At 69.6% G+C, this 15,072-nt stretch carries 16 protein-coding genes; 8 read left to right on the forward strand and 8 right to left on the reverse strand.

The window, feature by feature from the left end:
* The first annotated feature begins 65 nt into the window (after positions 1-65).
* Positions 66-590 (forward strand): hypothetical protein, encoded by a 525-nt coding sequence (locus Ahu01nite_RS44720; RefSeq protein WP_203842850.1) that lies wholly within the window; start codon positions 66-68, stop codon positions 588-590.
* A gap of 1 nt (position 591) precedes the next feature.
* On the opposite strand, the gene Ahu01nite_RS44725 is transcribed toward Ahu01nite_RS44720, so the two are convergent.
* From Ahu01nite_RS44725 to Ahu01nite_RS44755, 7 genes are read right to left on the reverse strand one after another with little or no spacing between them, the layout of a single operon-like run.
* Positions 592-1,188 (reverse strand): hypothetical protein, encoded by a 597-nt coding sequence (locus Ahu01nite_RS44725; protein ID WP_203842851.1) that lies wholly within the window; start codon positions 1,186-1,188, stop codon positions 592-594.
* A gap of 11 nt (positions 1,189-1,199) precedes the next feature.
* On the reverse strand, positions 1,200-2,339 hold the full coding sequence (locus Ahu01nite_RS44730; RefSeq protein WP_203842852.1) for a M23 family metallopeptidase: 1,140 nt from the start codon (positions 2,337-2,339) through the stop codon (positions 1,200-1,202).
* The gene (locus Ahu01nite_RS44735) at positions 2,336-2,875 is read right to left on the reverse strand and encodes a hypothetical protein (RefSeq protein WP_239159647.1); all 540 of its coding nucleotides are present in this window, start codon (positions 2,873-2,875) and stop codon (positions 2,336-2,338) included. The genes Ahu01nite_RS44730 and Ahu01nite_RS44735 overlap by 4 nt, the downstream gene beginning before the upstream one ends.
* A 15-nt stretch (positions 2,876-2,890) precedes the next feature.
* Entirely contained in the window at positions 2,891-4,882 is a 1,992-nt protein-coding gene (locus Ahu01nite_RS44740; protein ID WP_203842854.1) for an MFS transporter, read from the reverse strand.
* A 1-nt stretch (position 4,883) separates the two neighbouring features.
* On the reverse strand, positions 4,884-8,471 hold the full coding sequence (locus Ahu01nite_RS44745) for an ATP-binding protein (protein WP_239159648.1): 3,588 nt from the start codon (positions 8,469-8,471) through the stop codon (positions 4,884-4,886).
* 43 nt (positions 8,472-8,514) lie between these two features.
* Positions 8,515-8,877 (reverse strand): hypothetical protein, encoded by a 363-nt coding sequence (locus Ahu01nite_RS44750; RefSeq protein ID WP_203842856.1) that lies wholly within the window; start codon positions 8,875-8,877, stop codon positions 8,515-8,517.
* A gap of 13 nt (positions 8,878-8,890) precedes the next feature.
* Positions 8,891-9,184 carry a hypothetical protein gene (locus Ahu01nite_RS44755; RefSeq protein WP_203842857.1) on the reverse strand — a complete coding sequence of 98 codons (294 nt, stop codon included), beginning with the start codon at positions 9,182-9,184 and terminating at the stop codon, positions 8,891-8,893.
* 385 nt (positions 9,185-9,569) lie between these two features.
* Between Ahu01nite_RS44755 and folP the strand changes: the two genes are divergently transcribed.
* The 7 genes from folP (at position 9,570) to Ahu01nite_RS44790 (ending at position 14,024) form a co-directional block, all read left to right on the forward strand.
* A complete protein-coding gene (gene folP / locus Ahu01nite_RS44760; RefSeq protein ID WP_203842887.1) occupies positions 9,570-10,391 on the forward strand; it encodes a dihydropteroate synthase in 822 nt (273 codons plus the stop codon).
* The gene (gene folB / locus Ahu01nite_RS44765; RefSeq protein ID WP_203842858.1) at positions 10,388-10,747 is read left to right on the forward strand and encodes a dihydroneopterin aldolase; all 360 of its coding nucleotides are present in this window, start codon (positions 10,388-10,390) and stop codon (positions 10,745-10,747) included. Before folP ends, folB begins: the two co-directional genes overlap by 4 nt.
* Entirely contained in the window at positions 10,744-11,259 is a 516-nt protein-coding gene (gene folK / locus Ahu01nite_RS44770) for a 2-amino-4-hydroxy-6-hydroxymethyldihydropteridine diphosphokinase (RefSeq protein WP_203842859.1), read from the forward strand. The genes folB and folK overlap by 4 nt, the downstream gene beginning before the upstream one ends.
* Positions 11,256-11,777, forward strand: coding sequence for a DUF3180 domain-containing protein (locus Ahu01nite_RS44775; RefSeq protein ID WP_239159649.1), 522 nt, complete (start codon positions 11,256-11,258; stop codon positions 11,775-11,777). The genes folK and Ahu01nite_RS44775 overlap by 4 nt, the downstream gene beginning before the upstream one ends.
* A 74-nt stretch (positions 11,778-11,851) precedes the next feature.
* Positions 11,852-13,114 carry an ABC transporter permease gene (locus tag Ahu01nite_RS44780; RefSeq protein WP_203842860.1) on the forward strand — a complete coding sequence of 421 codons (1,263 nt, stop codon included), beginning with the start codon at positions 11,852-11,854 and terminating at the stop codon, positions 13,112-13,114.
* 28 nt (positions 13,115-13,142) lie between these two features.
* Positions 13,143-13,427: a hypothetical protein gene (locus Ahu01nite_RS44785; protein ID WP_203842861.1), complete on the forward strand. Its 285-nt coding sequence runs from the start codon at positions 13,143-13,145 to the stop codon at positions 13,425-13,427.
* A 105-nt stretch (positions 13,428-13,532) separates the two neighbouring features.
* Entirely contained in the window at positions 13,533-14,024 is a 492-nt protein-coding gene (locus Ahu01nite_RS44790; RefSeq protein WP_203842862.1) for a hypothetical protein, read from the forward strand.
* 41 nt (positions 14,025-14,065) lie between these two features.
* On the opposite strand, the gene Ahu01nite_RS44795 is transcribed toward Ahu01nite_RS44790, so the two are convergent.
* Positions 14,066-15,070, reverse strand: coding sequence for an ABC transporter ATP-binding protein (locus tag Ahu01nite_RS44795; RefSeq protein WP_203842863.1), 1,005 nt, complete (start codon positions 15,068-15,070; stop codon positions 14,066-14,068).
* Positions 15,071-15,072: the final 2 nt, after the last annotated feature.

Genomic DNA, 15,072 nt, shown 5'->3' on the forward strand with positions numbered 1-15,072 from the left:
GCGCGGGGCGCCCCCTCCCGCCGACCGGACTCGCGTCCACAGGGGAAACCACTAACCTGGTAAGGGTGCAGCCCTCGAACCCACCCGCCCAGCCGGCGGTTCCGCCCCCGGCCCCGGCCGCTGCGCCCCCCAAGCCCAAAAACCGGCGGGTACGCCTGATCGTCGCCCTCGCCGGCGGGATCATGGCTCTGCTCTGCCTCGGCGGAGTCGGCGTCTTCGTCTCCTTCTACGACGAAGCCACCAAAATCGAGCGAAAGGCCCCCGACGCGGTGGTCGACAGCTTCCTCCGCGCATACCTCGTCAACCGCGACGATCAGGAAGCCTCGCTCTATACCTGCAAGTCAGGGCTGGACCTCTCCCGGCTGGAAGCGTTCCGCACGGACATTCAGAGCCGCGAGCAGAGATTCTCTATAGGAATCCGGGCCGATTGGACGAGCCTCACGGTTTCCTCCGATAACGGGAAGACCACCGTAACCACCGACATTCGACGCATGATCGCGGATGGCAGCGAACGAACGACGGATCGCTGGCAATTTCCCGTGATCGACGACGACGGCTGGCGTGTCTGTGGCGCGCTGCCCGTGGCCTGACCTACTCGAGCCAGAGAAGGTGAACAGGCACCTCGAGGGTGCGGGGGGCTTTGCCGCTCCAGGCCCAGCGGTACCAGTCCAATTCGGTCGCCACGCGTGCGCAGATGTCGCCGGCGTCGCTGGTGTGGAGCTCCGTCACTGCGCGTAGGTCTCGGCGCTCGCCGCCGTCCTCGAGTAGTTGCACTACGCGACGGCCAGTGAGGGTGTCAGCGTCAAGCGCGGCCGTCGGGTTACGGCGCGGCGGGTCGTCGAGCGAAACCAGGCGGGACATCACGTCCGAGGGCTTCTTCGCCGCCCCGAACCCGGCCATGCCGAGCTCCTCCACCCAGACGCGCTCCACCGGCACCAGCGGAGCGAAGACCTCGGTCTGCTCTGCCTCCGCGCGATACCACTCCGCCTCCGGCATGACCGGCACATAGGTACGGCTGCCCTGCACCACTTTTTCGTCCGCGCGCAGATCCGCCCGCCAGCCATGACCCGGCAGGCCGATCAGCACCCGCCGCCCGCGGAGCTGGCCGCCCATGGTGGCCGGTGTCGGCACGACCGGGCGCGGCGGGTCCGGCGCCCAGTCCGAATGGCCGGCGAACGGGTCCGGCATCGCTCCGCCCGTCACTGCGAGCCGCCCAGAGGTGCTCCACGCTGTGCCATGAACTGCACCGGGTCGACCGCGCTCTTGCTCGACCGGTCATTGTTGAGGTGGACCTCGAAGTGCAGGTGCGGGCCGGACGAGTTGCCGCTCGTGCCGCTCAGGGCGACGACCTGCCCGGCGGCGACGCGCTGGCCGGCCTTCAGGTTGGGCCGCTGAACCAGGTGGCAGTAACGAGTCATGATGTTGCCAGCATGCCGGATCTCCAGCATCCAGCCACAACCGCCCTTACCGGAGTAGCCGGGCCGGTCGCAGTCCTTCTTGCCGGTGAAGGTCTCGTCGCACTTGATCCGCGAGACCACGCCGCTGGCCACCGAGCGAATCGGCGTCCTCGTCTCCACGATCAGGTCCACACCCTGGTGGGTCGGGCGGTCCGAGGTGCGGAACCCCGAGCCGACGTTCCACTTGTGGGCATCCGGCCCCTTCACCGCCAGCGGGTTCGTCCAGCCGGAAGCGGCGACATCCTCGGCGGAGGCGCACACCATCTTGAGCGAATTGCCGACGGCGTTGGCCGCTCCGTCGGCGAGCAGGTTCACGATCTGCGTGGCGACAAGCTCATGCTTCGCGTACGCATCGGGGTAGGCGCTGATCTGCACACGCTGAGCCGCCTCGGTGAGCGGCATCGTCTCCCAGCCGTCGATGGTCTTCAGCTTGTCGTAGAACTTGGTCGACGCGTACACCGGGTCGGTGACCTGTGCGGGGGTTCCCCAGCCGCTGCTGGGCCGCTGCTGAAAGATGCCCAGCGAGTCGTGGTCGTTCCTCTTGCCCAGGTTGCCAAGGTTCGACAGGCGCGACTCCTGCATGGCCGTGGCGATCGCGATCACCCAGGCCCGGGGCGGCAACTTCAGGTTGGAGCCCACGTTGATGATGACGGCGGCGTTCCGCATCTGCGCCGCGCCGTAGTGCCGCAGGCTCGGCAACTTGGCGTCGGGGTCGACGGGTCCGCCGGTGCCGCAGCCGGTGGTGTACAGCTTGAGATCCTCACCCTTCCCGCTCAGGTCGCCGAGCAGGAGGGCGGTGACGCTGCCGCCGCAGCAGAGCAGGACGAGCGTGGACACCAGAGCGATCAGGAGAGCGGCCCGCCTGGGCCGCCAGCGCATCATGAGCCGTCCCAGTCGACACCGTCGACCAGCCACCGCCCGTCGGGCGCCACGAGTTGCAGCGTCAGCGTGCCCGAATCCACGGTGACGGTCGCATTGACCAGCCCGTCGCCGACCGGTGTCAGCTTCGGCTGCCCCACCACCCGGTCCGCGGGGACATCGGCGGGATCGACGCCGTCGAGTTCATCGGAGAGATTCTTGGTGGAGTTGGGCATGATGCCGTCGTGCCAGGCCTTGGCGGAGACGCTCTCGTGGTCGACCCAGGCCGAGGCGAACGCGTACGCGACAGCTTCGGGCTGGGCCGTGCCCGGACTGGTCTTGGGTGTCGCCGGCGGGTCGTCGTCCAGAACGACCCCGTCCTCGTGGCTGGGATCGACGCTGACGGTCGTGGCCGGCGCCACCGGATCGAGCAGGGGCCGCTCACTGTCGTCATCGGCGAAGAGCCGGCCGATCCCCACAACCGCGAGGACGAGCAGGGCGATGACAACCGCGACGCCCCAGCGCGACCGGAAGAGTCCGGTGAGGCCACGTTCCAGCATCGGGGGCACGGCAGGTCACCGGGCCTCGGTGCGGATCCTGGGCGTGGCCGGGGCCGCCGGCTCGCGGGTCGTGCTGCCGGTCGCGGGCCGGTAGATCGCGTAGGACGAGGCTCCGTCGGAGACGTCGGGATCGGTCCAGGTCGACGCGGATCTGCGCGACCGGGTCGGTGGTGCACCGCCACCCACGGGTGCCGGGGAGCGGTCGGTGGCGGGCGATGATTCCTCCCGCACCGATTCGTTGCCCTCGGACCGCGTGATCGGCGTTCTGCCGGCCGTGACGGGGGCGGGAGCGACGGCCAGGCCGGAGCGGCCGGCGGCCGAGTGGGACGGGTCCTCGAGCCGAGCCTCGGGGCGCAGGTTCGTCTGCTCGGCGAACACTGTGCGACCCCTGTTGAAGCGTGGCTCGTTGGTCCCGCCGGCATCCACCACGTCGATCTTCGCGGCCTCCCGCATGTCGCGGAAGAAGCGCCGGTGCCAGGAGCCGGCCGAGGTGATCGCGGCGGTGCCGTCCTTACCGCCGAGCTGGGTGATCCGTCTGTAGGGCCGGAGCAGCAGCCAGCCGACGACTCCGCAGAGCCAGACGAGCACGACCTGCAGCCAGCCGGGAAGGCTTGCGGTATTCATGATCAGGTCGACGCCGAAGAGGTAGATCGCCGCCCCGGTGCCGAAGATCGCGATGTTGAACACCGCCGCGACCACGGCATTGGCGAGTCGCCGGATCCCCGAGCTGGCGGGCCGCAACAGGCCCACCGTCCCCAGGATCGGCGCCGCGATCACGGCCCACCTGAAGATCAGGAAGCCGAGCAGCACCAGGATGGACGCGGTGAGATCGAACATCGCGAACATGACCGACGCCAGCATCGCGATGAAGCCGGCACCGATCCGGTCCATGCCGTTGGCCCCGGTCAGATACTCGTAGGCTTCGGGATCCTCGGTGTGGATCTGTTCGGCGACCAGGTTCCACTGCGCGCCCTTGGCGTCGGTGGTCGCGCTGCGGGTCTCCGGGTTGTCTCGCATCTTCTGCGCTTCGTCCCAGGTGAACGATCGCGCGTCGTAGAGGGCCCGGCCGTACTTCTGCGCAGTCACGCTGTCGGCCGACCCGAGAACCCCTCGCAGCCAGTTCCGGTAGAGCATGGTCTCGGTCGAGGTGTCGCTGGCTCGGACGGCCGGCGGGCGGTTGTCTTTGCAGGCGTCGGGCTTGCCGAGCTTGCAACCGGCGGTGGTATCGCCGTCCTGAGCGCGCGGACCGACCGCATCGTGGACAACGCTGAGCGTCGTGGTCAGAGTGCCGTCCGCCACGTTGGCAGCCTTCACGGGCCATGCGGCAATGGCAGTAACTGCCACCATGACCACGATTGCCCAGCCTGCCGTCGTGGTCGCCGCACCCATGTCCGCCTGCTGCGAGCGCCAGATCAGGTAGAGACCCACGATCGCGAGGGTGATGACGCCGAAAACGCTGAAGACCTTCTCGTAGACCGCCTTGGTGGCCTGATCGACGAGCGTGTCGGCCCAGCCCCACAACGACTGCGGGTCCCAGGCGCGTTCCCGGAGCGCGTTCGAGGCGCCGATCACCGCGGTGGCGATCATGAACTCGCCGTTGGCGATGGTCGTCTCGACCTTGCTGTCGGGCTCGGTCAGGGACGCCGCACAACCTCCTTCGAGGTCGTACGTGATGAAGTTGTAGCCGGCATATCCGTACTGGCTGTAGATGCCCTGCGGCCCGTTGAGCGTCGAGGACGCGGGGCGTTCCGCGAACCACCCGCCGAGCCCGGAATCCGGCGTGCTGGGGATCGGCGGCTTCACACACTGCGCGGTGTCCTTGGCCTCGGCCTTGAGCCGCTCCACGCAGGCCTTGAAGTCCTGTTTCCACTCGTCGGTGCTGCACAGTCCGGCGGGTGCTCTGACGGGGGCCGCTGACGCCGGGGAGGGGGTGGCGACTGCCCAGGCGAGGCTGGCCACCACTGCGATTGCCATCGTTATGAGCGTTGCGCAGACCCGGCGGAGCATGTCAGACCTCCAGGTCGGAGAGGCTGGGGATGGCCGTGGGGGCGGCCTTCGCCGCTGCGGGGGTGGTGTCCAGGGCGTCGAGGAGGCCGTCCACGTAGGAGACGTCGACCCGGACCTTCTGGACGCGGCCGTCCACGTCCCGCATCACGAACTCTCGGAAGCCGAGGCGGGATGACGATGATGCGTCCGCCTGGGAGAGGGAAGCGAGGGTTGCCTCGTAGCCGTCGTGGACCGGGACCCGGAGGAGGCGGAGGGCTTCCGAGGCGATCTCCTGGTCTTCGGCGATGCGGCCGACGAAGACAGTGGATACCAGGTTCTGCACGTCCAGGCCGAGGATGTCCCGCGGGTTCTGGGAGGCGACCATGGCGGCGAGGTTCCATTTGCGGGAATCTCGGGCAAGGCGGACCAGGAAGGAGCGGCCGGAGCGCCAGCCCTCCATGAAGTGGGCTTCGTCCAGGCCGACCATCTTGCGGGCGGACATCGAGCCGCCGTAGGCGCGCCGGACGGCGAGGCGGTGGGCGGTGTGGAGCATGGGCAGGGCGAGGGACTCCTCGGCTGACCAGTATTCGCGTTCGATCTTGAGGTCGGGGAGGCGCAGGCCGGCCATCGTGATGACGGTGAGCGCTGAGTCGGCGCCGAGCAGGTGTTGCGGCGGGCGGCCGAAGAAGAGCAGGGCCAGCGGCATCTCGGCGGTGTCGAGCAGGAGGTTGGCCAGCTCCTTGCCGTCGTCGTCGAGGCCCTGCAGGGTGGCGACGACGTCGTCCAGCGTCGAGGTCTCCTCGGCCGGGACCTGGCGGACCGCGTGGCGCAGCAGGGTGGCCGTGGAGGCTTCCTTGGCGACCTGCGGCGGGACCAGCATGGAGCAGATGTCCTGGACGAGCATGCGACGCTCGGCGCGGGCGTTGGAGACCGCGATCTCGTATTCGCGGTCGCCGCCGGGGCCGGTGGCGAACTCGGTGCGGATCGGGGTCGGGATCAGGGCGTACGGAGCGAGGGTGCCCTGTTCGGAACCGGTCAGGTTGAGCACGCGGGAGTACGGTCGCAGCTCCGGCATCTGGCACAGCCGGGCGAGCGGGCCGGAAGGGTCGAGCAGGGTGACCTGGACGCCGCGCCGGGCGTTGAGGTAGCCGAGGGCGCCCATCAGGGTCGACTTGCCACCGCCTGGTTCGGCGACGAAGACACCGAGGCCGGAGCGTTCCCGGACCTCCATCGGGAAGTGCAGGTCCAGGAAGACCGGCCTGCGGCAGGTGCCCGCCGTCCGCCCGATCAGGTCCCCGCGCCGGTCACCGACCGTCGACGCGGCCTGTGGCAGCGCCGCGGCGAGCAGCTTGACCGGCATCCTTCGCACATATCCGGTGTTGGCGATCGGCTCGCCGGGGATGAACTCCCGGGCGAGCTGGTCCTGGTTCTTGGGGTGCTGCAGCGAGATACGCAGCTCGCGGGAGTAGAGCTGGATGAGCCGGCGGGCCCTTTCCAGACATTCCTCACGGGTACGCCCACCGACCGCGATCCGGTGCCACCCGTGTGCGCGAGCGGACTCGACAGGCAGCCCGGTGGTCATCTCGTCGCCGATCACCAGAGCACGCTTGGCGAGGCGTTCGAGCTCGGGTGGCGCGTCGATGCCGTGCTCGGCGTAGTCGAGCTGCTGGGAGCGGATCATCCGCAGCCGGTGCTCGAGGTTCTTGAAGGAGCTGTTGGAGCCGAGGATGTCGATGCGGGACGACAGCTCCATGGGCCACGGGAGCCGCTCGTGGAAGTGCATCCACGGCTCGTGCTTCTCCGGGATCTCCAGCGGCTCCATCCGCCCGACGGAGAGCACGGCGACGTGCCGCTCCTCGCCGGTCATCCGGTTGACCAGCTTGACCGTGGAGCCGTACGGCGTGCGGTACCGCTCGACCTGCTCGGTGAGTGCCAGCAGATCGCCCCGCTCCCATTGCCCGTTGGAGACGGGCGACAGCGGGCCGGGCGGGGCCATGCAGAGCGCGACCGACCGGAAGAGCAGCCACTCGAGCTCCTGCGGGGTGACCCGGCGTCCACGCATGCCGAACGCGTTGAGCACCTCGTCGAACTGCTCGACGGTGCGGCCCAGCTTGCGCCGCTCGCCGTCGGAGGTGCCCTTGCCGAACATCCGCAGGATGCGCTCGCTGAACGTGTCGCCGAGCGAGCGCCGCGCGAACGTGACGCCGAGGTAGGTCTGGCCTTCGGCGTGGTTGACCGAGAGCAGGTGGCGTTGCGCGGCGACCAGGTGGTCGCTCCACGATGTGCCACCGGTGACGTCGGGCAGCGGCTTCGCGGTGAACGAGTCGACCGTGCGGGCCCATTCGTCAGCAGGGAAGGGCCGGTTGGTGCGGCGCAGGTGCAGGCGGAAGCCGGCGAGACCCGCATATTGCTCGGAGATCGCGGAGAGCAGGGCTTCCCGCTCGGCGTCGGGGCGGAAGGCCCAGCGCACCTCGGGCAGGTAATACCAGGCGGTGACCGTGCTCTGGGTGAACGTCAGGTGCCCGGCGATCTCGCTGATCTCCAGCTCGATGCTGGGGTCGCGGTCGCTGAACTTCAGCTTGTGCGGGCGCAGCGGGGAAGCCTTGACCGGCAGGTTCTCCAGCTCGTCCTTCTTGCGGCTCTTCCTGCGGGCCGGTGCCTTCTCCCGTCGGGGCGCGGGCGCCTTCTCCGGCATCTGTGCCAGGTCGGCGTGCCGCTCACGGTTTTCAAGAACCGCAGGAGGTTGGTACGCCGTGACGGGCGCAACCGGGTGCACTCCCGGCGCGATCGGCGGCTGCTGGGCGCCGACCTGCTGCCACAACGGCGGGGTCTGCGCGGGAGGAGCCGGCACCCGGTCCGGCGGCGGTGGCTGGACCGGCGCGCCGGTGACGGTGCCGGACCCGGGCCAGTCCTCGAAGTCGTTGTCGGCCGCGGTGTTCTCGTCGTAGAAGTCGGCCCGCGGCCCGGTGGGTGCCGGCCGGAACGGTGAGACGGGAGCGTCCGGGGCTTGCGAGACGGGCATGGCCGGGGCCTGCGAGACGGGCATGGCCGGGGGCTGCGGGGCCGGCACGGTCGAGGGCTGCGGGGCCGGCACGGCCGAGGGCTGCGGGACTGGCACGGCCGAGGGCTGCGGGACTGGCACGGCAGACGGGATCGACGACCGCACGTCCGCGGTGGGCGGGTTGGCCGGTGGTGGGGTCACGAGGGGCTGCCCGTTGGCGGCCTGAGCGGAGCCGGAGCCCGGCCCGGCCACGGGCGCCGGCGAGTTGTCCGGCTCGGACTCGAATTCGAACCCGTAGTCGAAGTCGGTGTCCGGGTCGTCCGGCGGGGGCTCGTCCCCGGGCGGGGCCTGCCGGGGCGCGGTGCCGCCGAACAGGTCGAGGAAGGGCGAGTCGATGTCCAGCGGGTCGACCGGCGGCGGGCTGCCGTTGGCGCCGCGGGGACGCACCGGCTGGGGTGCCTGGAAGACCGCGACCGCACCGTGGCCGGGCCCGGCCACCTGCTCCGGACTGTCATCCGCAGAGTAGTCAGGTGAACGCGGAACGTTACCTTGCCTGCCCTGGCGGTTGGCGTCCGCGCGGGAAGGCCCGGGCGGTGGGGAAGCGGTCATGCGACGACCCCGTTCGGGCATGCAGCGAGAGTGGCAAAAATGGTCATACCAACTCCTCCCTAACCCGGATGCGAGTGGCGACAAGTCTCGGGTCCCGCTGCTCGACGGACGGCTCGCGGGTGCGCCGCCAGTCGGTCATGGCGGTGCGGATGACCATGCGAGCCGGCTGGTCGGGGTCGACGTGACGGAAGACGTACGAAGTCGTCACCATGGCCAACGCGATCTCCCAGGCGGGAAACGCGTCGAACTTCCAGCTGATCAGGTAGTGCAGGAACACGAACACCGGGACCAGCAGGACGAACATCCCGTACTGGGCGTACGGCAGGTGCATGGGCAACGTGTATCCGGGCGGGCCCAGGTAGACAAGGCGTGCCCGGTAGATGTCATCGTCTGTGCGCAGCCGCATGGGACCCGGGGCCTCAGCCGAAGATGATGTCGATGAGGTAGTCGCCCACGAAGAACAGCGTCGCGGCGCCGGCGATGAAGGCAAGGCCCACGATCGCGATGGCGGAGCTCGTCAGCACCTTGGAGATCTCGCCCCGGCTGGCCCGTCCGATGAAGATGATGCCCAGGACGGCGAGCAGGATCGGCGCGATGTTGCTGGCGAAGAAGGTGACGATGCCTTCGGTGTTGATTCCCTTGGGGTCGGCTGCCAGCACTGCTGTGTGCTGAACCGCCGTGACGGCCTGTGCGGCGAACTCTGTGGCGATCATCGGTAAACCTCCCGGGTGACCAGCGTGAGGGCGCCGGACACGCTGCAGTAGTGAAGCCTGACGGCGACGCCCATATGGTGCTACTTCCCGCTCACCACGTCGAGTAAGACCGTAAGGGCACTGCTGTCCTCCACACGACCGCTCTGCTCTCTTCGGTTCATTAATGATGCCTAGCTCCGAAGAGTACGGGCCGTACTTCTTACCTACAAGCTGCCTGATTCGTTACCCAAGGTAAAGACGTGACTGAACGTGAGTCATGTTCCATCGTACACGTGTTCGAAAGGCCAGCGCCCGGTACGGTCGTCCGGTGACTGAGTCGACCCGTAGCGCTACGACTGCCCAGGTCAGCGACGACCTGCTTTTCCGGCAAGATCACCCGGTCGTGATGGGCGTCCTGAATGTGACGCCGGACTCGTTCTCGGACGGCGGTCGGTTTGCCGACATCGATGCCGCGGTCGAACACGGTGTGGCACTGCGGCGTGCGGGTGCCAATCTTGTCGACGTCGGCGGTGAATCCACCCGTCCGGGCGCCGGGAGGGTGGACGCGGCGACCGAGATCGATCGAGTTCTCCCGGTGATCAAGGAGCTCGTCGCCGCCGGAGTGCCGATCAGCATCGATACGACCCGGGCCGCGGTGGCCGCCGCCGCGCTCGAAGCCGGTGTCGCGGTGATCAACGACGTCTCCGGCGGGCTCGCCGACCCCGGCATGGCCGCGGTTGTCGCAGAGGCGGGTTGCCCGTGGATCCTGATGCACTGGCGCGGCCATTCGAACCGGATGGCCGACCTCGCCGTCTACGGCGATGTGGTGGCCGAGGTGCGGGCCGAGCTGCTCCAGCGGGTGGAGGACGCGGTCGCCGCCGGCGTGGACCCCGGGCGGCTGATCCTCGACCCGGGGCTGGGCTTCGCCAAGAAAGCCGAACACAACTGGGCACTGAGCGCACACTTGGACGAACTGGTAGATCTCGGGTTCCCGGTGCTCTTCGCCGCGTCGCGCAAGACGTACCTGGGCCGGCTGCTGTCCGGGCCGGAGGGCGAGCCGCGTCCGGTGGAAGGCCGGGAGGCCGCGACGGTCGCCACCTCGGTGCTCGCGGTCGCTGCCGGCGCCTGGGGCGTACGCGTCCACGACGTCCGCGCCACCGTCGACGCGCTCGCCGTCTGGCGGGCCACGGGTAGCCCGCGTCTGCGTACTGGAGGAGGAGCGGCATGAGTGATCTGATCCAGCTACGCGGGCTGCGGGTCCGCGGACACCATGGCGTCTTCGACTTCGAGCGCCGCGACGGGCAGGACTTCGTGATCGACGTGGACCTCGAGCTCGACCTCGCCAAGGCGGCCACGACCGACGACGTGTCGGACACTGTCCACTACGGCGAGCTGGCCGAGAGCCTCGCCGAGGTGATCGCGGGCGAGCCGGTGAACCTCATCGAGACGCTCGCCGACCGCCTGATCGCGGTGTGCCTGGTCGACGACAGGGTCGCCGCGGCCACGGTCACGGTGCACAAGCCGCAGGCACCGATCTCGCACGAGTTCGCCGATGTGGCGGTCACGCTGCGGAGGACCCGATGACCCGGGCGTTGTTGTCGATCGGGAGCAACCTCGGCGACAGGTGGGCGTACCTCAAAGAAGCAGTGTCTGCTCTGGGCGGGACGGTCTCGGGGGTTTACGAGACGCCGCCGTGGGGCGACGCCGACCAGCCCGCCTATCTGAACGCCGCGGTGCTCGTCCGTGACCCGGCCGCCGGTGCCGGGGCCTGGCTGGAGCGGGCGCGCAGTCTTGAGGCCGCGGCGGGACGCGTGCGGGACCCGGAGCGACGCTTCGGCCCGCGCACCCTCGACGTGGACGTGATCGCGGTGTGGGACGACGACAAGCCCGTACTCAGCGATGATCCGGAGCTGACCCTGCCGCACCCGCGCGCGCACCAGCGGGCCTTCGTGCTCAAGCCGTGGCTCGACATCGATCCACACGCGGAGCTGCCCGGGTACGGTTCGGTCGCCGGCCTGCTGGACACCCCGGAGCTCGCGGCCGATACGCACGCGCTGACCCCTCGCCCGGATCTGCGGATAGAGTCTGAGGCGTGAGCAGCAACCCCGGCGGAGCCGCCCCCGACCCGTCGTTGCGGCCGACCAGCATCTCGGCGCTCCTGGTCGCCGGCCTGGCCGCCGCCGCGGTCGGCTGGCTGCTGCTCGGTTTCCTCTACTACGACCACGACTACCGGCTGCCCTGGATGCCGATCATCGTGTTCGCGGCGCTCGCGATCGCCGAGGCCACCCTCGCGCAGAACACAGCCGCCCGGATCCAGCACAAGCCGGGCGCGGGGCGCATCAACCCGCTCGCGGTCGCCCGGTTCGTGGTGCTCGCCAAGGCGTCCTCGCTGGCCGGAGCCCTGTTCGCGGGCTACTCCGCGGGGCTGCTGGCCTGGCTGGCGCTGGAGTCGACCGAGGCGGCGGGCAACGACATCCCGGCGGCCGTCGGCGGGGTGGTGACCGCGCTGGCGCTGGTCGGTGCGGCGCTCTGGCTGGAACGGTCCTGCCGGGTTCCCGATGAGCCCGACCGGAAGAACGGGGACGACTCGGGCAGGCGTGCCGAGCGGACCTGAGGTGACCGGGTCTCGAGCTTGAACCGAAACCCCCTCGGATCCGTATGCTGGGCCGCGGCGAGGAGGTGGACGAGATGGCATACGACGAGACCGCATACCGTCGCAACGCTGGTGGGGATCAGCCGAGCGATCCCTCGGCATACCGCACGGGCGTGGCGGCCACGGATTACCGCAACCGCCGCCGGGATCTCGACCCGGACGACACGTCGGGCATCCGCACCACCGACTCGCTGGAGATCGTCCGGCGTCCCGAGCTCGAGGGCGGGCGGGACCGGCTGGGCGTCCACATCGGCTGGGAGATCGTGCTGCTGCTGACGGTGGCCGCGCTCGCGTTCCTGCTCTACCGCCTGGACCCGGCCGCGTTGCAGCGTCCGGCGCTCGACACCCTGCTCATCTCAGGCGCCGCGATCGGCCTGCTGGCACTGGGCGCGGGGCTGACGCTGCGGGCCGGCGTGCCGAATCTCGCGGTCGGCCCGATCGCCCTGGCCGCGTCGCTGCACTACGCCGAGAACGGTGACCGGGGCCTGCTCTCGGCCGCGGTGCCCGCGCTGGGCATCGCCGCGGGTGGCGCCCTGGTGGTCGCGCTCCTCGTGCTGATGCTGCACATCCCCGGGTGGGTGGCGACGCTGGCCGCGGCGATGGGCGTCATCGTGTACGACCAGCTGCGCACCGGCCCGGTCAACGTCCAGGGCACCTACGACCCGTCCGACCACGCCTTCTACCTGTTCGGTGGCTTCGCGCTGCTCGCCGTCTTCGGTGGCGCGTTCGGCACCATCACCCCGGTCCGGCGGCTGGTCGGCCTGATGCGCCCGTACGGCGACCCGGCGGAGCGGCGCGGCGGGATCGCTGCCCTGCCGATCATCGCCTCGCTGCTGCTCTCCTCGGTCTTCGCCGTCGGCGCCGGCATCCTGCTGGCCGCCAAGTCGACCGGGCCGATCGTGCCCGGCACCGGTTTGGAGTGGACCGGCATCGCGTTCGGTGCGGCGCTGCTCGCCGGGACCAGCGCGTACGGCCGGCGTGGCGGAATCTTCGGCACGCTGCTGGCGGTGGCGGGGATCGCGCTCTTCCTCGACTATGCCGACCGGCGCAACTTCGACATCGCCCTGTTCGCGATCGCGGCCGCCACGATCGGTGCCGGTCTGCTGGTGACCCGGCTCGTCGAGACGTACGGGCGCGCGGTCCCGACGGGCACCGACGTGGACTGGAACGCCGCGCCCACCACCGGCACGGGATGGTCGCCGGACCTGCCCGAGACGTGGACGCCGTCGGCCGCCGCACCGCAGCAGCCCAGGACGAACGAACAATGGGATCTAGGTCCCTGGGGCACCGGCCGCTGAGTGCGGGCGGCCGCCCTATGCTGGCTCCATGACCGACGCGACCTTCGCCGAGCTGGATGCCCTGCCCACTGAGGAGCTGCGCGAACGCGCCTTCGCGAAGGCCCGGGAGCGCCACGACCTGAGCTTCTTCTGGTCGGTGTTCAAGCACCTGCCCGACTCCGACGAGGCCGCCTCGCTGGACGGCGCGCCCAACACGGTCGGCCCGACCATCGAAGAAGCCGTGGCGCTTTGGCGTGAACTGACTGGACACGGGTACGGAGAGCAGGAGCCGCTACTTCGCGCCGCTTTCATCGATTATCTCCAGAAACATTAGCCACCTGATTCGAGCCTTTAGTCGGGCTTAGGGCGGCGCTGGGGTGGTTGGATGGGATTTACGTACGTCGTTTGAAAGTGATCGGTAGCTGGGAAATAGCGGGCCATGGCTCTCACCAACCGCTACAAATCCGCGCCGGGTGCGGGCACCCTCGCCGCGCTCATCCTGGTCCTGGTCTTCGGCAGCCCCTGGTTCGCCGACTGGGCCGCGGACAACACCAACCCTGAGACGGCAGGTGGCTGGTGGCTGCGACTGCTGTCGTGGCCGCACTGGCGCTTCGACTCCGACGACTCGCTGCGCTCGATCCTGATCGCCGACCTCAAGGCGATCCTGGTCGTGGTGCTGACCGCCCTGTTCCTCTACCTGCTGCCCGGATCCCAGCTGGCCCGGGCCCGCGGCACGCTCAGCCAGTTCTTCGCGGGCTGGGCGGCCTACATCTTCGCCGGCGGTTTCGCCGCGCTGCTCACGACGCTGTTCCTGGCGAACCCGACGCTGCTCGGAGCGTTCCGGTCGGCCGGCGACGGGGCCACCTACGGCTTGTTCATCGGCTGGATCATCGGCCTGGCCACGCTCGGCGGCCGCCGGGGAACACGCTGACGCGACCGCGGCCCGGGCGATAGAGCCCGGGCCGCGGCCACTCAGACGGCGGCTTTGTTCGGTACGTCGAACAGCGCTGAACGAGAGATGCTGCCCACCGGTTTCCCGTTCTCGGTCACGACCACGTTGAGCGAGTCGCTGGTGAGCATGGCGGAGAGCGCGTCGTAGAGCGTGCCGCCCACGTCGACGGTCGGCAGCCGTTCGATCTCCTCGACCTGGCCGATCGGCCGCATCGCCCCGCGCACCTTAGTGACCGCGAGCCGGCGGACGCCCCGGTCGTTGCCGACGAAGTCGCTGACCTCCTCGGACGCCGGATCGCTGAGCAGGTCGGCCGGGCTCGCGTACTGCAGCAGCCGGCCGCCCTCGCCGAGCACGGCGATCCGGTCGCCGAGGCGTACGGCTTCATCGATGTCATGGGTGACCAGCACGATGGTCTTGCGGACCGCGGCCTGCAGACTGAGGAATTCCTCCTGGAGCCGGCCGCGGACGATCGGGTCGACCGCGGAGAACGGCTCGTCCATCAGCAGCACGAGCGGGTCGGCGGCGAGCGCCCGGGCCACGCCGACACGTTGCCGCTGGCCGCCGGAGAGCTCGTGCGGGTAGCGGCCGCCGTACCGTTTCGGGTCGAGACCGACCAGCTCGAGCAGCTCCTCGGAGCGGGCCCGGATCTTCTTCTTGTCCCAGCCCAGCAGCCGCGGCACGGTCCCCACGTTGGTACGGATGCTCTGATGCGGGAAGAGTCCCACATTCTGGATGACGTATCCGATGCGCCGGCGCAGTTGGACCGCGTCCTGCTCGGTCACGTCCTCGCCGTCGATGAGGATCCGGCCCTTGGACGGCTCGATCAGCCGGTTGAGCATCCGCAGGATCGTGGATTTGCCGCAGCCGGACGGGCCGATGAGCACGACGAGTTCGCCGGCCTCGACCTCCAGGCTGATGTCGCCGACCGCCACGGTGCCGTCGGGATAGACCTTCCCGAGGTTCTCGAGCGTGATCGACGCGGCGGTCCGGCCAGCGCCGGTGTCGGTGATCGCGGTAGCGTCCACGT

Origin of the sequence: Winogradskya humida, assembly GCF_016862215.1 — a bacterium.
Taxonomy (GTDB): domain Bacteria; phylum Actinomycetota; class Actinomycetes; order Mycobacteriales; family Micromonosporaceae; genus Actinoplanes; species Actinoplanes humidus.

Coding starts and splice junctions, on each gene's coding strand:
- Ahu01nite_RS44730 (WP_203842852.1), bottom strand. CDS start 2,339: ATGATGCGCTGGCGGCCCAGGCGGGCCGCTCTCCTGATCGCTCTGGTG.
- Ahu01nite_RS44745 (WP_239159648.1), bottom strand. CDS start 8,471: ATGACCGCTTCCCCACCGCCCGGGCCTTCCCGCGCGGACGCCAACCGC.
- folB (WP_203842858.1), top strand. CDS start 10,388: ATGAGTGATCTGATCCAGCTACGCGGGCTGCGGGTCCGCGGACACCAT.
- Ahu01nite_RS44735 (WP_239159647.1), bottom strand. CDS start 2,875: ATGCTGGAACGTGGCCTCACCGGACTCTTCCGGTCGCGCTGGGGCGTC.
- Ahu01nite_RS44780 (WP_203842860.1), top strand. CDS start 11,852: ATGGCATACGACGAGACCGCATACCGTCGCAACGCTGGTGGGGATCAG.
- Ahu01nite_RS44740 (WP_203842854.1), bottom strand. CDS start 4,882: ATGCTCCGCCGGGTCTGCGCAACGCTCATAACGATGGCAATCGCAGTG.
- Ahu01nite_RS44750 (WP_203842856.1), bottom strand. CDS start 8,877: ATGCGGCTGCGCACAGACGATGACATCTACCGGGCACGCCTTGTCTAC.
- Ahu01nite_RS44790 (WP_203842862.1), top strand. CDS start 13,533: ATGGCTCTCACCAACCGCTACAAATCCGCGCCGGGTGCGGGCACCCTC.
- Ahu01nite_RS44755 (WP_203842857.1), bottom strand. CDS start 9,184: ATGATCGCCACAGAGTTCGCCGCACAGGCCGTCACGGCGGTTCAGCAC.
- folP (WP_203842887.1), top strand. CDS start 9,570: ATGGGCGTCCTGAATGTGACGCCGGACTCGTTCTCGGACGGCGGTCGG.
- Ahu01nite_RS44785 (WP_203842861.1), top strand. CDS start 13,143: ATGACCGACGCGACCTTCGCCGAGCTGGATGCCCTGCCCACTGAGGAG.
- folK (WP_203842859.1), top strand. CDS start 10,744: ATGACCCGGGCGTTGTTGTCGATCGGGAGCAACCTCGGCGACAGGTGG.
- Ahu01nite_RS44725 (WP_203842851.1), bottom strand. CDS start 1,188: ATGCCGGACCCGTTCGCCGGCCATTCGGACTGGGCGCCGGACCCGCCG.